At 66.4% G+C, this 14,572-nt stretch carries 16 protein-coding genes; 8 read left to right on the plus strand and 8 right to left on the minus strand.

Going from position 1 to position 14,572, the window contains the following annotated elements; all coding sequences use genetic code 11:
- Positions 1-17: 17 nt before the first annotated feature.
- Positions 18-560 (plus strand): DUF2244 domain-containing protein, encoded by a 543-nt coding sequence (locus tag Q9235_RS12455; protein WP_306227713.1) that lies wholly within the window; start codon positions 18-20, stop codon positions 558-560.
- On the opposite strand, the gene Q9235_RS12460 is transcribed toward Q9235_RS12455, so the two are convergent.
- The gene (locus Q9235_RS12460; RefSeq protein ID WP_306227715.1) at positions 545-1,165 is read right to left on the minus strand and encodes a class I SAM-dependent DNA methyltransferase; all 621 of its coding nucleotides are present in this window, start codon (positions 1,163-1,165) and stop codon (positions 545-547) included. The genes Q9235_RS12455 and Q9235_RS12460 overlap by 16 nt on opposite strands.
- Positions 1,166-1,478: 313 nt before the next feature.
- On the opposite strand from Q9235_RS12460, the gene Q9235_RS12465 reads away from it, so the two are divergent.
- Positions 1,479-2,375, plus strand: a complete 897-nt coding sequence (locus tag Q9235_RS12465) for a methylated-DNA--[protein]-cysteine S-methyltransferase (protein WP_306228247.1) — start codon at positions 1,479-1,481, stop codon at positions 2,373-2,375.
- 12 nt (positions 2,376-2,387) lie between these two features.
- Here the strand turns inward: Q9235_RS12465 and Q9235_RS12470 are convergent, their stop codons facing one another.
- Together Q9235_RS12470 and Q9235_RS12475 are read right to left on the minus strand one after the other, a co-directional pair.
- The gene (locus Q9235_RS12470; RefSeq protein WP_306227718.1) at positions 2,388-4,031 is read right to left on the minus strand and encodes a hypothetical protein; all 1,644 of its coding nucleotides are present in this window, start codon (positions 4,029-4,031) and stop codon (positions 2,388-2,390) included.
- Between the two features lie 222 nt (positions 4,032-4,253).
- The gene (locus Q9235_RS12475; RefSeq protein WP_306227722.1) at positions 4,254-5,432 is read right to left on the minus strand and encodes a fumarylacetoacetate hydrolase family protein; all 1,179 of its coding nucleotides are present in this window, start codon (positions 5,430-5,432) and stop codon (positions 4,254-4,256) included.
- Positions 5,433-5,630: 198 nt separating this feature from the next.
- Between Q9235_RS12475 and ugpB the strand changes: the two genes are divergently transcribed.
- From ugpB to Q9235_RS12505, 6 genes are all read left to right on the plus strand, one after another.
- Positions 5,631-6,956, plus strand: a complete 1,326-nt coding sequence (gene ugpB / locus Q9235_RS12480; protein WP_306227724.1) for a sn-glycerol-3-phosphate ABC transporter substrate-binding protein UgpB — start codon at positions 5,631-5,633, stop codon at positions 6,954-6,956.
- A 76-nt stretch (positions 6,957-7,032) separates the two neighbouring features.
- On the plus strand, positions 7,033-7,914 hold the full coding sequence (gene ugpA, locus Q9235_RS12485; protein WP_306227726.1) for a sn-glycerol-3-phosphate ABC transporter permease UgpA: 882 nt from the start codon (positions 7,033-7,035) through the stop codon (positions 7,912-7,914).
- Positions 7,914-8,444, plus strand: coding sequence for a hypothetical protein (locus Q9235_RS12490; protein ID WP_306227728.1), 531 nt, complete (start codon positions 7,914-7,916; stop codon positions 8,442-8,444). Before ugpA ends, Q9235_RS12490 begins: the two co-directional genes overlap by 1 nt.
- Entirely contained in the window at positions 8,441-9,199 is a 759-nt protein-coding gene (locus Q9235_RS12495; RefSeq protein ID WP_306227730.1) for a creatininase family protein, read from the plus strand. The genes Q9235_RS12490 and Q9235_RS12495 overlap by 4 nt, the downstream gene beginning before the upstream one ends.
- Positions 9,199-10,047 (plus strand): sn-glycerol-3-phosphate ABC transporter permease UgpE, encoded by an 849-nt coding sequence (gene ugpE / locus Q9235_RS12500; protein WP_306227732.1) that lies wholly within the window; start codon positions 9,199-9,201, stop codon positions 10,045-10,047. Before Q9235_RS12495 ends, ugpE begins: the two co-directional genes overlap by 1 nt.
- Before the next feature lie 7 nt (positions 10,048-10,054).
- Positions 10,055-11,134 carry a sn-glycerol-3-phosphate import ATP-binding protein UgpC gene (locus Q9235_RS12505; protein ID WP_306227734.1) on the plus strand — a complete coding sequence of 360 codons (1,080 nt, stop codon included), beginning with the start codon at positions 10,055-10,057 and terminating at the stop codon, positions 11,132-11,134.
- Positions 11,135-11,140: 6 nt separating this feature from the next.
- Here Q9235_RS12505 and Q9235_RS12510 read toward each other — a convergent pair whose 3' ends face one another.
- The 5 genes from Q9235_RS12510 to rph all read right to left on the minus strand — a co-directional run bounded on the left by Q9235_RS12510 (position 11,141) and on the right by rph (position 14,509).
- On the minus strand, positions 11,141-11,527 hold the full coding sequence (locus Q9235_RS12510; RefSeq protein ID WP_306227736.1) for a type II toxin-antitoxin system VapC family toxin: 387 nt from the start codon (positions 11,525-11,527) through the stop codon (positions 11,141-11,143).
- Positions 11,524-11,757 (minus strand): type II toxin-antitoxin system Phd/YefM family antitoxin, encoded by a 234-nt coding sequence (locus Q9235_RS12515; protein WP_306227738.1) that lies wholly within the window; start codon positions 11,755-11,757, stop codon positions 11,524-11,526. The genes Q9235_RS12510 and Q9235_RS12515 overlap by 4 nt, the downstream gene beginning before the upstream one ends.
- A 57-nt stretch (positions 11,758-11,814) precedes the next feature.
- Positions 11,815-13,014, minus strand: a complete 1,200-nt coding sequence (gene hemW / locus Q9235_RS12520; protein WP_306227739.1) for a radical SAM family heme chaperone HemW — start codon at positions 13,012-13,014, stop codon at positions 11,815-11,817.
- On the minus strand, positions 13,011-13,658 hold the full coding sequence (rdgB, locus tag Q9235_RS12525) for an RdgB/HAM1 family non-canonical purine NTP pyrophosphatase (protein ID WP_306227741.1): 648 nt from the start codon (positions 13,656-13,658) through the stop codon (positions 13,011-13,013). The genes hemW and rdgB overlap by 4 nt, the downstream gene beginning before the upstream one ends.
- Positions 13,659-13,792: 134 nt before the next feature.
- Complete coding sequence (gene rph / locus Q9235_RS12530) at positions 13,793-14,509, minus strand: ribonuclease PH (RefSeq protein ID WP_061970926.1); 717 nt, start codon at positions 14,507-14,509, stop codon at positions 13,793-13,795.
- Between the last annotated feature and the right edge of the window lie 63 nt (positions 14,510-14,572).

Here is a 14,572-nt window from a genome sequence, read left to right on the forward strand (position 1 = left end):
GGCGTTATAATCCGCGGATGAACCCCGGCAAGAGCACCGGCAGTGAGAGCCCTGGCAACGAGATCGCGGACGCGTCGCAGCGGCCGGTCTTCGACGCGACGATCACGCCGCATCGCTCACTCGGCCAGAACGGGTTCCGCATCGTGATGACGCTCATCTGTCTGGCGAGCGTGGTCTCCTCGATCCCCTTCGTCGTGCTCGGCGCCTGGCCGGTCGCGGGTTTCTTCGGGATCGACATCGTGGCGCTCTTCGTCGCCTTCCACGTCAATTTCCGGCACGCGCGCTCGTTCGAGCGCATCGTGGTGACGCCGCTGGAGGTCTTCCTGCGCAAGGTCTCGCATCATGGCCGCGAGACGGTCTGGCGCTTCAATCCGATCTGGACGCGGCTCGAACGCCAGAATGACGAGGATTACGGCCTGCTCGGCCTGAATCTGGTCTCGCGCGGGCAGAGCGTCGCGGTCGCCTCCGCCCTGTCGCCGCATGAGCGCGCCGGCTTTGCCGATGCACTGGGTTCGGCCCTGTCAAGCGCCCGCCGCGGCCCGGACTACAACGCGCCCTGAGCAGGCCCGGCCTGAGCGAGCCAGATCGTATGGCCGCCGCAGCTCGGGTCCTCGACGACATGGTCGACGACGGAAAAGCCGTTCTCCGCCAGCACGGCCCGGTATTCCCCGGGGTCGAGGCTGCCATGGTAGAGCGCCTCGCCCTCGAAACTGCCGATCGCTTCGCCATGGGCCGGGCCGCTGGTGAAGAGCAGGGCCGCACCCGGCGCGGCATGGGCTGCGAAGATCGGAAACATCCCCCGCTGGTCCTCGGGCGTCAGGTGGAAGAACGAATCCCAGGCGATCAGCCCGCCGAAGCGGCGGCCGAGCGCGAGTTTGCGCATGTCGGCAACCTCCCAGCCGCCCCCCGAAAAGCGGGCCCGGCACAATGCGATCATCGCCGCGGCGGAATCGACGCCGGTGACGGCATGGCCCTGCTCGATGAAGTAGCGTGCGATCGGCTGGCCGGTGCCGCAGCCGATATCGAGGACCGTGGCATCGGGCGCGAGCAAGTCCCGGAAACGGGCGAGCCAGGGGCCTTCCATCAGCAGCTTGCCGCGCAGGCCGTCATAGGTGGCGGCATGGCGCTGGTAGAGATCGATGACGGCATCGGCGGGAGAAGTCATGACCTTATGAGCCCTCATCCTGAGGAGGCCCGCAAGGGCCGTTTCGAAGGATGATCCGGGGGGCTCCGGAACCATCTGGAGCATCCTTCGAGACGCCGCTGATGCGGCTCCTCAGGATGCGGGCTGAGGATGGGGACGATGTGAAGGGCAACCTCGCCCTTGCCAGCTTTCGGGTGGGAACGGCATGGTGGAGACCCTAGATTCGCATCATGACGAATGATGCGAGGCTCCCATGAACGCTCACGCTTCCATGAAAACGGCGATGACCCCGACGCGCTTCTCCAATGCGGTGCTGGCGCGCGCCACCGATGCGATGCCGAGCGAGGCCGATTTCCCGGCCGTCGCCCCCGGCTCGGACTATGACACCGTCCGGCGCATCCTCTCCTTCATCACCCATAACTGGCGCGAACAGCCGACGATCGAGGCGATCGCGGAGGCCGCCGGCGCGACCCCAACCGATGTCCATCATCTCTTCCGGCGTTGGTGCGGGCTGACGCCGAAGGCCTTCCTGCAGGCGATCACGCTCGACCATGCCAAGGGACTGCTGTCGTCTTCGGCCAGCATCCTCGATACGGCACTGGAAGTCGGCCTTTCCGGCCCCGGCCGTTTGCACGACCTCTTCGTGACGCATGAGGCGATGTCGCCCGGCGAATGGAAGACCGGCGGCGAGGGCCTGAAGCTCTCCTACGGCTTCCACGCATCGCCCTTCGGCGAGGCGCTGGTGGTCATCACCGATCGCGGCCTTGCCGGGCTCGGCTGGGTCTCGAACAGTGCCGATGGCGGCAAGGTCGTCGGTGGCCGGGCCGAGGCGCTGGCCGACATGATGCGGCGCTGGCCCCATGCCGATTACCATTACGACCCGGTGCTGACGGCGCCCTATGCCGGCCGCATCTTCGAGCCGAAGGCCTGGTCGGCCGAAACGCCGCTGCGGGTCGTGCTGATCGGCACCGACTTCGAGGTTAGGGTCTGGGAGACGCTGCTGCGCATCCCCGTCGGTTGCGCCACGACCTATGGCGAGGTTGCCAACCATATCGGCAAGCCCAGCGCCGCGCGCGCCGTCGGCATGGCGGTCGGCAAGAACCCGATCTCCTTCGTGGTGCCCTGCCACCGCGTCATCGGCAAGTCGGGCGCGCTGACCGGATATCACTGGGGCCTGACGCGCAAGCGCGCCATCCTCGGCTGGGAAGCCGGTCAGACTGCGGTCGGCTGATCCCGGTCCGGTCTATTTCCTCAGATACATGTCCCAGCAGGGCGCGAGCGCGATCCGCTCGCGCCCTTCGAGCGCGGCAGCGAAATGACTGCGGATCATCTCGCGCGGCGTCGTCACCGGGCATTTCGGCATCAGCATCGCGTCGGTCTGCCTGAGGGCTTCGATGGTCCCCGGCTGCAGGTCCGGCGTGCTGCGGCCGGGATCGACGCCGACCGGCACGACCCGCGGCGGCGCGCGTTCCAGCAGGCGGTTCAGCGGATCGACGAAATCGAAGGTGAAGAAGCCGTTGAGCTCGCGCTTGTTGGCGCTCTCCCAGGCCTTGATCGCGGTGATCGCCTGCTGGATCTCCAGCATCCATGTCGCCTGATAGTCGATCTCCGAATAGAGCGTGTAGGAGGGCAGGATGTCGCGCCGGATCAGGTCGCGATAGCCCTCCGGCTGCGTCGCGTAGTGGTCGAGCATCGCGGTGGCGCGCGCGGCAATGTCGCGCTTCACGCTGATCCGGCCGAGCGGACCGAGATCGGGCACGTCGAGCGCGACATAGGTCGCCGCACCCATCATCGCGCGCATGCCTCGCTCCAGGCAGATCACGGCGCTCGGCAGCGTGACCGCGAGCACGAGCACGAGAACCACTGGCCGCATGCGGTCTTCGCGCCGCTCCCACCAGTCGAGCAGCAGCGGCAGGACGATCGGCCACAGCCCGATGAATTCGAGCGAGCCTGTGTTCTGCGTCTCGAACAGAGCGAGTGCGAACAGGCCCACGGCGAACCAGCCGATCGGGGCATCGGCCATGGCACGCCAGTCGGCCAGCGTCGTCGGCAGGCCGTCGCGCCAGGACGCATAGGCCAGTGCGGCGAGCAGCAGCAGCGACGGGCCGATCACGTTGAACTTGACCGAGGCCACGGTCAGGAAGCGCGGCAGCAGCGTATCGGTGTTAAGGCCGAGCAGGGTCAGGATATCCTGGACATAGGCGGAGCACAGCCCGGTCGCGAGCTCCAGAACGCCGAGCGCGAGGATGACGAAGCCCGCTGCGATGACCGCATCGCGGAATCGCATCCGTCCGCTCTGCGTGGCATAGCCAACGAGAAGCGTGCCGGAGACGGCGCCGGTGACCTTCGTCAGGAACAGCGCCAGCATCAGCACGGCGACGAGCCCGATCCGGAGGCCGCGCCGCTGCACGAAGATCAGGGTGGCGATCAGCAGATAGAGCAGCAGCGCGACATGGCGGTTGTAGAAGCCGTAGCCGTCGAAGCCGGGCGAGGGGTAGAGCCCGTGCAGGTTGATCGGCAGCGCCGCGAACAGCAGGAAGGGCAGAACGAGCGCCAGCGCCTGCGGGCGGGAGCGCCGGGAGACCTCGGCGGCGATAAGCGCCAGCACCGGAAGCATGACCGGCAGCAGCGCCCAGTTGATCAGCAGCATCGGCTGCGCCTGGGGGAAAGCGATGTCGAGCGCCGCGGCAAAATAGAAGCCGAGCGGGCCGATCGGCGCGAAGAAATCGATGGTCGGGACCTGGCCGAGCTCGATGCGCTGGATCGCGTCGAGATAGACCACCGTATCCCAGGCATTTGGCCCGAGCGGCAGGCGCAGCGGCAATATCAGGCCGGCGACGGCCGCCAGCGCGAACGCCATGATCCAGGCAAGGGGTGAGCCGGCCATCCTTGCCATCGCGCCCTTGCCGCTCACACTCTTGGTGCCGACCTGGGAGCTCTGTCTCCCGATCTCACTCATCGCCACGCCGAACCCTCCTGGTCCAGCCCGCTCTCTGGCAGAAAAAACTTACCAGCAGCCTGACGGAAAGGCGGGCTCTCGCCGAATTTCGGTAAGAACCCGGGATTTCGAGGCGCGGTTACGTTTCAGCCCGCCCGTTCTGGCGTCGGGTCACAGCAGCCCGCGCCCGGCGAGATGGCGCATCAGATGCGAGGCGCCATAGGTCCAGGGCGCGCATTCGTCGGTGCGCTTCATCCGGTTGACCAGGCTGCCGAGCTCGGGCGCGGCGATGGTGACGATGTCCCCGTATTTGTGGGTGAAACCGCCGCCGGGCGCATCGCGATCCTTGATCGGCGCGAACATGGTGCCGAGATAGAGCGCGGCCCCGTCCGGGTACTGATGGTGCGGGCCGATCATCTGCGCTGCGAGATCGGCCGGGTCGCGGCTGATCCTGGCGATCGAGGAGGAGCCTTCCAGCCGGAAACCGTCCTCGCCCTCGACGGTCAGCGTCACCGTGGTCTTGCGGACATGGTCGAGCGTGAAGCCGGCATCGAACAGGCGGATGAAGGGGCCGACCGCGGCGGCCGCATTGTTGTCCTTGGCCTTGCCGAGCAACAGCGCCGAGCGGCCCTCGACATCGCGCAGGTTGACGTCGTTGCCCAGCGTGGCGCCGACGATCCGTCCGTCGGAGGCGACGATCAGCACGACTTCCGGCTCGGGATTGTTCCAGCTCGAGGCCGGGTGCAGGCCGGCATCCGCCCCGGTGCCGACCGTCGACATCGGCGGTGCCTTGGTGAAGATCTCGGCATCCGGCCCGATCCCGACTTCGAGATACTGGCTCCAGGCACCCTGCTTGATCAGGACGTCCTTGAGATGCATCGCCTCGGACGAGCCGGGCTTCAGCTTCGACAGGTCGTCGCCGATCAGCTTGCCGATCTCCTCGCGGATCGTCGCGGCGGCGGCCGGGTTGCCGCGCGCCTTCTCCTCGATCACGCGCTCCAGCATCGAGACGGCGAAGGTGACGCCCGCCGCCTTCACCGCCTGCAGGTCCAGCGGCGACAGCAGCCAGGGCCGCTGCGGATCGCGGCCATCCACAGGCGTATTGGCCAGGATGTCGGCAAGCGAGCCGACCGCATCACCGGCGCCAGCCCGCAGCGCGGCGGCCGGATCGGCGCTTTCGCAGAGGTCGCGGCTGGTCGCGAAGCTCCGGGTCACGTCGATGACCTGCCCGTCGCGGAGCGTCACCACGGCAGGCCCGCCGAGATCGGGGCGCCAGACGCGGCCGGCGAGCGCAGCGGCGCCGGCGTCAACGGGCAGGGCCGCAGCGGCGGAAAGCGTGAAATCAGGCATGGCACCGGTCCGGAAACGAAATCGTCGGGAGATGGAGAACACCTTGTTCCGCGCGACGGCGCAAGCCGGACCCAGACCATAGGCGCATTGCGCCGGTCGTCATCGATTTGTCATTGAAATGTCGCCTGCGCTTCATGCTAGCTTGCGCACCAACGACAAGAACCGCGGCGGCGCTCGCCCGCGGAAGGGAGACATTCCATGAGCATCAAATCCCGCATCCTGATGTCGGTCGCGGCTTTTGCGCTCGCCGGCGCCTCGCCTGCGCTGGCGCAGACCGAGATCCAGTGGTGGCATGCGCTGACCGGCGCCAATAACGACGTCGTCGTCAAGCTCTCCGAGGATTTCAACGCCTCGCAGAAGGACTACAAGGTCGTCCCCGTCTACAAGGGCTCCTATCCCGACACGCTGAACGCCGGCATCGCCGCCTTCCGCGCCGGCCAGGCGCCGCATATCCTGCAGGTCTTCGAGGTCGGCACCGGCACGATGATGTCGGCCAAGGGCGCGATCAAGCCCGTCCACGAGATGATGAAGGAAGCCGGCGAGAAGTTCGATCCGGCCGCCTATCTCCCGGCGATCAGCGGCTACTATTCCACGGCCAAGGGCGAGATGCTCTCGATGCCGTTCAACTCCTCGTCGATGGTGATGTGGTACAACAAGGACGCCTTCAAGAAGGCGGGCCTCGACCCGGAGAAGCCGCCGAAGACCTGGCCCGAGACCTTCGAGGCCGCCAAGAAGCTGAAGGCTGCCGGCTACGACAAGTGCGGTGTCTCGAACGCCTGGGCGCCCTGGGCGAACATCGAGCAGTTCGGTGCCTGGCACAACATCCCGCTCTCGACCAAGGTCAACGGCATGGCCGGGGCCGACGCGGTGATGAACTTCAACCAGAGCCCGCTCTTCCTGAAGCACTGGACCAATCTGGTCGAGCTGCAGAAGGACAAGACCTACGACTATTCCGGCCGCACCAACAATGGCGAAGGTCGCTTCACCTCGGGCGAATGCCCGATCTTCCTGACCTCCTCGGGCTTCTTCGGCAATGTCCGCGCGAATGCCAAGTTCGATTGGGCCAATGCGGCGATGCCGTATTATCCGGAGGCCGCCGGCGCCCCGCAGAACTCGATCATCGGCGGCGCTTCGCTCTGGGTCATGGGCGGCAAGAAGCCGGCCGAGTACAAGGGCGTGGCCAAGTTCTTCTCCTTCCTCTCCGATGTCGACCGGCAGGTGAAGCTGCACACCGAGTCGGGCTACCTGCCGATCACCAAGGCGGCCTATGAGAAGGTCAAGGCGTCCGGCTTCTACAAGGACAAGCCCTATCTCGAGACCCCGATCCTCGAGCTGACCAACAAGCCTCCGACCGACAACTCCAAGGGCCTGCGCTATGGCAGCCTCGTCCAGATCCGTGACGTCTGGTCGGAGGAGCTGGAATCCGCTCTGAACGGTCAGAAGACCCCCAAGGCGGCACTCGATGCGGCGGTCGAGCGCGGCAACCAGATGCTCCGCCAGTTCGAGCGTACCGCGGCCCGCTGAGCCGTTCGCGCTTGCAAACCCAAGGCCATCCCGGACACTCTCCGTCCGGGATGGCCGTCTCGTTCCAGGGAAGCCGATGCAGAAGAACGCATACTTCAAGGGGCTGACGATCCCCTTCCTGCTGCTTCTGCCGCAGCTCGCCATCACCATCGTGTTCTTCTACTGGCCGGCGAGCCAGGCGGTCTGGCAGAGCTTTCTGCTCGAGGACGCCTTCGGCACCTCGACGCAGTTCGTCTGGTTCGAGAACTACCAGATGCTCTTCGCCGATCCCGGCTACCTCAAGGCCTTCATCAACACGGCGATCTTCTCGACCTTCGTCTGCGTCTTCTCGCTCTCGATCGCGCTGCTCTTCGCCGTGATGGCGGACCGGCAGATCCGCGGCGCCGAGATCTACAAGACCCTGCTGATCTGGCCCTATGCGGTGGCGCCTGCCATTGCCGGCGTGCTCTGGATCTTCATGTTCGATCCCTCGCTCGGCATGCTCGCGCGGGGCCTGCAATCGCTGGGCATTCCGTGGAACCCGCGCCTCAACGGCAACCATGCCATGCTGCTGGTCATCCTCGCGGCGACCTGGAAGCAGATCAGCTACAATTTCCTGTTCTTCCTCGCCGGCCTGCAATCGATCCCCAAGAGTGTGATCGAGGCTGCAGTGATCGACGGCGCCAGGCCGATGCGCCGCTTCTGGACCATCGTCTTCCCGCTGCTCTCGCCGACGACCTTCTTCCTGCTCGTCGTCAACATCGTCTACGTCTTCTTCGACACGTTCGGCATCATCGACACGGTGACCGGCGGCGGCCCCTCGGGCGCGACCGAGACACTGGTCTACAAGGTCTTCTCGGACGGCAAGGGCGGCTCGAACCTCGGCGGTTCGGCGGCGCAGTCGGTGCTGCTGCTGATCATGGTGATCGGGCTCACCGCGGTGCAGTTCCGCTTCATCGAGCGCAAGGTCAGCTACTGATGCGGCTGCCGGCCAGCGCCTTCGCCGTCGCGCTCATCGGCCTCCTGCTGCTGCCGGCGGTGGCCGGCGCGCAGGCGCGCCGGATCGACGTCTGGTCAGGCGTCGTGCTGAATTGCGGACGGGACACGACGCTGGCCTGGGCGGAGCGCGTCTGCAATCAGTTGATCGGCGAGATGCGCAAGCAGGCCGGGCAGGCGAATATCCGCTTCGTCGCCGTTCCGGCCTTCGCCGATGACGCGGCGCTCGATCGGAGAGGCGCGGAGGAGGGGCTGGACATGTTCCGGCTGCTGCATGTCCGCTTCGACGTCTCGCCGCCGACCGGCAGCCTGAAGAGCCGGGACCTGACCCTCGTCCTGCGCTCGCTGAATGCCGGTTCGCTCGTCGAGCGGCGCAAGGACGGCCCCTACAAGGTTCTCAATCACACGCCGATGATCATCGTCAACGAGGGCGAAGCAGCCACGCGCGCGCCCTTCCTGGCGAAGACGCTGACCGAAGCCTTCTTCTTCCCGCTGCTGAGGCCCGCGCCGTGACCCGATCCTCTTCCGTGCTCTGGATGGACCTCACCGCCGAGGAACTGCGCGCCAAGGCCGCGACGGACACGATCGTCGTCCTGCCCGTCGCGTCGATCGAGCAGCACGGCCCGCATCTGCCTGTCGGTGTCGACACGATCCTGTGCAGTGGCGTCTGCAAGGCCGCGGCCGAGCGCGCCGATGATGTCGAGGTCGTCGTGGCGCCGACGCTCTGGTGCGGCATGGCCGAGCACCACATGGCCTTCGGCGGCACCTTCACCTTCGACATTCCGACCTATCGCGCCGTTCTGCTCTCCTTCCTGAAGAGCATCGAGCGCCACGGCTTCCACCGCGTGCTGATCGTCAACGGCCATGGCGGCAACATCGCCGCGCTCACCGCCTTCCTGCCCGATTTCGCCCGCGAGACCCGGCTGCATGTCGAGGCGACCACCTATTTCATACTGGCGCAGGACGCGTTCCCGCCGCTGCTGCAAGACCAGAAGGGCGTCCAGCATGCCTGCGAGGTCGAGACCTCGATGATGATGGTGCTGGCGCCGGGCTCGGTGCGCGAGCCGCGTCTGCCGGAAGCCTTCGGTGCCCGCGACGGCTTGCCGGGGCGGCCGACCGTCTCGCGCCACCGCTCCTTCCGGGAGATGACCGAGACCGGCGTGGTCGGCGATGCCCGCCGTGCCACGCCCGCCAAGGGCCAGGCCTGCCTCGATGCCTGTGCGGATGCGCTGGCCGGATTGCTGCGTGAGATGGGGAGGGCCGCCTGATGGTCGAAGACCGCCGCCTGGGCGACCTGATCGCCTATATCATCCTGACGATCGGCGTATTGATCGTCGCCTTCCCGGTCTGGCTGACCTTCGTCGCCTCGACCTGGGACGCCGCGACCGTGATCAACGGCCAGATGCCGCTCTATCCCGGCCCGTATTTCCTGGAGAACTACAACCGCATCCTCTTCGTAGGCACGTCGAGCACGACGCGCGAGCCGGTGATCGGGATGATGATAAACTCCTTCATCATGGCGATCACGATCGCGCTCGGGAAGATCTTCATCTCCGTGCTCTCGGCCTATGCGGTGGTCTATTACCGCTTCCCGTTCCGCATGGCGGCGTTCTGGATCATCTTCATCACGCTGATGCTCCCGGTCGAGGTCCGCATCTTCCCGACCTTCAAGATCGTCTCCGATCTCAACATGCTCGACACCTATCAGGGCCTCGCCATTCCGCTGATCGCCTCGGCGACGGGCACGCTGCTCTTCCGGCAGTTCTTCATGACGATCCCCGACGAGTTGCTGGAAGCCTCGAAGATCGACGGCGCCGGCCCGTTCAAGTTCTTCAAGGACACGCTGATCCCGCTCTCGATGACGACGATCGCCGCGCTCTTCGTCATCCAGTTCATCTATGGCTGGAACCAGTATCTCTGGCCGCTTCTGGTAACGACGAAGGACTCGATGCAGACCATCGTCATCGCCATCAAGAAGATGATCGTCACCGCCGACGCCCTGACGGAATGGCAGCTCGCCATGGCCACCGCCATGCTGGCGATGCTGCCGCCCGTCTTCGTCGTCATCGCCATGCAGAGGCTCTTCGTGAAGGGCCTGGTCGAAACCGAGAAGTAATCCGCGAATGGCCCAGGTCACTCTCAGCAACGTCAAGAAGGTCTATGCCGGCGGCGTCGAAGCCGTGAAGGGCGTCTCCTTCGACATCCCCGATGGCGGCTTCTGCGTTCTCGTCGGCCCCTCCGGCTGCGGCAAGTCCACGCTGCTGCGCATGGTCGCGGGCCTTGAGACGATCTCGTCCGGCGAGGTCGCGATCGGCGATCGTGTCGTCAACCAGGTCGAGCCGGCCGACCGCGACATCGCCATGGTGTTCCAGAACTATGCGCTCTACCCGCATATGAACATCTACGACAACATGGCCTATGGCCTGCGCAACCGCGGCACGCCCAAGGACGAGATCGACAAGCGCGTCAAGGAAGCCGCGCGCATCCTCGCGATCGAGCCCTTCCTGGAGCGCCGGCCGCGCCAGCTCTCCGGCGGCCAGCGCCAGCGCGTCGCCATGGGCCGCGCCATCGTACGCAAGCCGCAGGTCTTCCTCTTCGACGAGCCGCTCTCGAATCTCGACGCCAAGCTGCGCGTCCAGATGCGCGTCGAGATCAAGAAGCTGCAGCGCGCGCTCGGCGTCACTGCGATCTACGTCACCCACGATCAGGTCGAGGCGATGACGCTCTCCGACAAGCTGGTCGTGATGAATGCCGGGCAGGTCGAGCAGATCGGCCTGCCGGCCGAAGTCTACCGCAAGCCGGCGAGCAAGTTCGTCGCGACCTTCATCGGCTCGCCGCCGATGAACATCCTGCCCGGCGCCGTCGACGGCCCCGGCATCGTCGCGCTTGGCGACACCATCATCGAGGTTCGCGACCTCCGCGAGGATCTGGCGGCGCAGGCCCCGGTCGAAGTGGGCTTGCGCCCCGAGGATGTCGAGATTGCTTCGGAAGGGCAGGCGGGTTCGCTGCCTTTCGACGTCGAGTTCATCGAGGAACTCGGCGCGACCCAGCTATTCCACGGCAAGCTTGCCGCCCAGCCCTTCGTGATGCAGGCGGCGACCGGCGAGGTCGCGGCGCAGGAAGGCCGGCTCTGGATCACCGTCGATCCCGACAAGGTCCATGTCTTCGATCCGAAGACGGGGGTGCGGTTGGGGAAGGGCTGAACCGCGCTACCAGAGGCGTTCGACGGCGAAGCCGTCGAACAGGGCTTCGTTCGAAACCAGAACCATGTCCTCGGCCTGGGCCTGCGCGATCAGCAGGCGGTCGAACGGGTCCTTGTGCGCGATGTTCATCCCACCAGCCCGCAATGCATGATGGTTGGAGATCGGCAGTTCGGAAAAGCCCTGATCGGCTATGATCGCCTCGAAATTCTGCGCCAGCACTGCCGCGTTGGGCAGCTTGCCGATGCGGAATTTGGTGGCGATTTCCATGGCCGAGGCGGCACTGACGGCGATGCTGTTGACCTCGTCCCCGATCGCTTCGCGGGCACGGCCGCTCAGCGCTTCGTCACCTGCAAGCCACCAGATCAGGGCATGGGTGTCGAGCAGCAATCTCACGTGAGATTCCACCCGTCGAGTTCGCTCTCGGGCAACGGCTCGTCGAAGCGCGCGTCGATGGCGATCTTGCCCTTGAGGGCTCCGAACTGTCGCTTGCCGCGTGGTGTGACCGGTACGAGCCGCACCGCCGGCACGTTGCCGCGGGCAATGACCACGTCTCCGCCCTCAAGCGCGTCTGCGATCAGCTTGGACAGGTTGGTTTTGGCTTCGTGAACCGAGAACTGGGCCATGAATGCCTCCTTAGCTAAAAAGATAGCTAAGGGGTGCGTGGCCGGCAAGAGCCGTGGTCACGCCGCCAGATCGGCCACCAGTGCGTCGAGCAGCAGCGCGCCATCCGGCGTCGCCGCGAGCCGGCCGCCGGAGCGTTCCATCAAGAGCTTCTGCTCGATCAGGCTGGCGACACGCTTGGCGTTGAGCGCGCGCCCGGCGAGCGCCTTGAACACCTGCGGATCGATGCCCTCGACGAGGCGCAAGCCCATCAGGAGATATTCGTCGCCCTGCGCTTCTTCGGATAGGCGCTCGTCCTCGACCAGCGCGTGGCCTTCGGCCTCGACGCGTTCCAGCCAGACCTCCGGCCGCTTCTCGGTCGAATGCGCCATGCGGCCTTCCGCCGTCACCAGCCTGCCATGGGCGCCGGGGCCGATGCCGGCATATTCGCCATAATGCCAGTAGACGAGATTGTGTCGGCACTCGGCGCCGGGCCGCGCATGGTTCGATATCTCGTAGACCGGCAGGCCGTGCCTGGCCGTGATCTCCTGCGTCGTCTCGTAGAGCGCAGCGCCCGCATCATGATCGGGAATGGCGAGCTTGCCGGCGCGGAACAGCCGCTCGAACGCCGTGCCCGGCTCGATCGTGAGCTGGTAGAGCGAGAGATGCTCGGCCGCATGACTGATTGCCAGTTCCAGCTCGGCGCGCCACAGGGCGGGCGTCTGCAAGGGCGAGCGGGCATAGATCAGGTCGAAGGAATAGCGCTCGAAGTACTGGCGCGCGATCGCGACGGCGGCGAGCGCCTCCTCGGCCGAATGCATCCGGCCCAGCGCCTTGAGATCCGCATCGTTCAGCGCCTGCACGCCGAGCGAGACGCGATTGACGCCGGCCGCCCGGAAATCGCGGAAGCGCCCGGCCTCGACGCTGGTCGGGTTGGCTTCGAGCGAGACCTCGCAGTTCGGATCGACCGCCCAATGCTCGCCGATCGCATCGAGGATCGCGCCGACGGTCCGCCCTTCCATTAGCGAGGGCGTGCCGCCGCCGAAGAAGATCGAGGAGACCGTACGTCCGGGCGCCAGCGCGGCCCGATGCGCGATCTCGCGGCGGAAGGCGGCGATATAGCGCTGCTGGTCCGGCGGCTGCAGCCGGACATGGCTGTTGAAGTCGCAATAGGGGCATTTGGCCAGGCAGAACGGCCAATGCACATAGACGGCGAAGCCCGCATCCGCCGTCGGATGCAGGATTGAAGGCCGCGCGGCGAGGGCGGCCGGGGCGCTCACGCCGGCTTCCTCAGGCAGGCGGTGGCGAGCACATGGAAGGCGCGCGCACGATGCGACAGGCCGGGCGAGCCATCGGCCGGAATGCCGTGCTTCTCCTCGGCCGTCATTTCGCCGAAGGTCTTGTCATGGTCATCGGGCAGGAAGATCGGATCGTAGCCGAAGCCGCCGAGGCCACGCGCCTGCTCGGTCACGGTGCCGAAGACGCGGCCTTCGAACAGCTCCTGGTGCCCGTCAGGCCAGGCGATCACCAGCGCCGAGACGAAATGTGCCTTGCGCTTCTCCGGCGTGATGGCGCCGCGCTTGGCGAGCTCCATCTGCACGCGCCCGATCGCCGGGCCGAAATCCTTCCCCGGTCCGGCCCAGTTGGCCGAGAACAGGCCGGGCGCGCCGTCGAGCGCGTCGATGCAGATGCCGGAATCGTCGGAAAGCGCTGGCAAACCGCTGGCGCTCGCCGCGGCGACCGCCTTGATCGCCGCGTTTTCCGAGAACATGTAGCCATCCTCGACCGGCTCCGGCAGGCCGAGCTCCCCGGCCGAGACGAGCTCGATGCCATAGGGCGCCAGCAAGTCACGCATTTCGCGCAACTTGCCCTGGTTATGGGTCGCGATCACGACCTTGCCGGTGAGGAGGCGGTGCTCCGACATCTCTTTTTGTCCTCTGGAACCACGCCGTCATCCCGGGCTTGCCCCGGGATCCATCGAAAGGCGCCGCGCTCTACGATGGATCCCGGATCTCCGCTTCGCTGCGTCCGGGATGACGCTGTGCTCTATGACGGCAACTAGGCCACCGCCGCCTTCTGCAGCGTGACGAGCTTGGCGACGCCGCCCTTGGCGAGCTTGAGCAGCGCGAGCAGCTCCTCCTCGGAGAAGGGGGCGCCTTCGGCCGTGCCCTGCACCTCGACGATGCCGCCGGAGCCGGTGATGACGAAATTCGCGTCGGTCTGCGCGCCGGAATCCTCGACATAGTCGAGATCGATCACCGGATTGCCGGCAACGATGCCGCAGGAGATCGCGGCGACATGGTCCTTGAGCGGGTTCGTGCCCTTGAGCAGGCCGCGCCCTTCCATCCATTTCAGCGCGTCGTGCAGCGCGACCCAGGCGCCGGTGATCGAGGCCGTGCGCGTGCCGCCATCGGCCTGGAGCACGTCGCAATCGACGACGATCTGGCGCTCGCCGATCGCGGTGAGATCGACCACGGCGCGCAGCGAGCGGCCGATCAGGCGCTGGATTTCCTGCGTGCGGCCGGAGGGCTTGCCCGAGGTGACCTCGCGGCGCGTGCGCTCATGCGTGGCGCGCGGCAGCATCGAATATTCGGCGGTGACCCAGCCCTTGCCGGTGCCGCGCAGCCACGGCGGCCCCTTTTCCTCGACGGTCGCGGCGCAGAGCACCTTGGTTTCGCCGAACGTGACCATGCAGGAACCCTCGGCATAGCGCACCACGCCGCGTTCGAGCGTGACCTTGCGCATCTCGTCGGCGGCGCGTTTGGAGGGTCGCATGAATTGATCCTGTCTCTGGGGAAGTGGCGGCTTGTAGGCGCTTGCGCCGCGCACGGCAAGGCG

Source organism: Bosea beijingensis (assembly GCF_030758975.1).
In the GTDB taxonomy this organism is placed as follows: domain Bacteria; phylum Pseudomonadota; class Alphaproteobacteria; order Rhizobiales; family Beijerinckiaceae; genus Allobosea; species Allobosea beijingensis.

Coding starts and splice junctions, on each gene's coding strand:
- Q9235_RS12470 (WP_306227718.1), bottom strand. CDS start 4,031: ATGGCCGGCTCACCCCTTGCCTGGATCATGGCGTTCGCGCTGGCGGCC.
- Q9235_RS12515 (WP_306227738.1), bottom strand. CDS start 11,757: ATGGCCCAGTTCTCGGTTCACGAAGCCAAAACCAACCTGTCCAAGCTG.
- ugpE (WP_306227732.1), top strand. CDS start 9,199: ATGGTCGAAGACCGCCGCCTGGGCGACCTGATCGCCTATATCATCCTG.
- Q9235_RS12455 (WP_306227713.1), top strand. CDS start 18: ATGAACCCCGGCAAGAGCACCGGCAGTGAGAGCCCTGGCAACGAGATC.
- Q9235_RS12505 (WP_306227734.1), top strand. CDS start 10,055: ATGGCCCAGGTCACTCTCAGCAACGTCAAGAAGGTCTATGCCGGCGGC.
- rdgB (WP_306227741.1), bottom strand. CDS start 13,658: ATGTCGGAGCACCGCCTCCTCACCGGCAAGGTCGTGATCGCGACCCAT.
- Q9235_RS12465 (WP_306228247.1), top strand. CDS start 1,479: ATGCCGAGCGAGGCCGATTTCCCGGCCGTCGCCCCCGGCTCGGACTAT.
- rph (WP_061970926.1), bottom strand. CDS start 14,509: ATGCGACCCTCCAAACGCGCCGCCGACGAGATGCGCAAGGTCACGCTC.
- Q9235_RS12460 (WP_306227715.1), bottom strand. CDS start 1,165: ATGACTTCTCCCGCCGATGCCGTCATCGATCTCTACCAGCGCCATGCC.
- ugpB (WP_306227724.1), top strand. CDS start 5,631: ATGAGCATCAAATCCCGCATCCTGATGTCGGTCGCGGCTTTTGCGCTC.
- Q9235_RS12475 (WP_306227722.1), bottom strand. CDS start 5,432: ATGCCTGATTTCACGCTTTCCGCCGCTGCGGCCCTGCCCGTTGACGCC.
- ugpA (WP_306227726.1), top strand. CDS start 7,033: ATGCAGAAGAACGCATACTTCAAGGGGCTGACGATCCCCTTCCTGCTG.
- Q9235_RS12490 (WP_306227728.1), top strand. CDS start 7,914: ATGCGGCTGCCGGCCAGCGCCTTCGCCGTCGCGCTCATCGGCCTCCTG.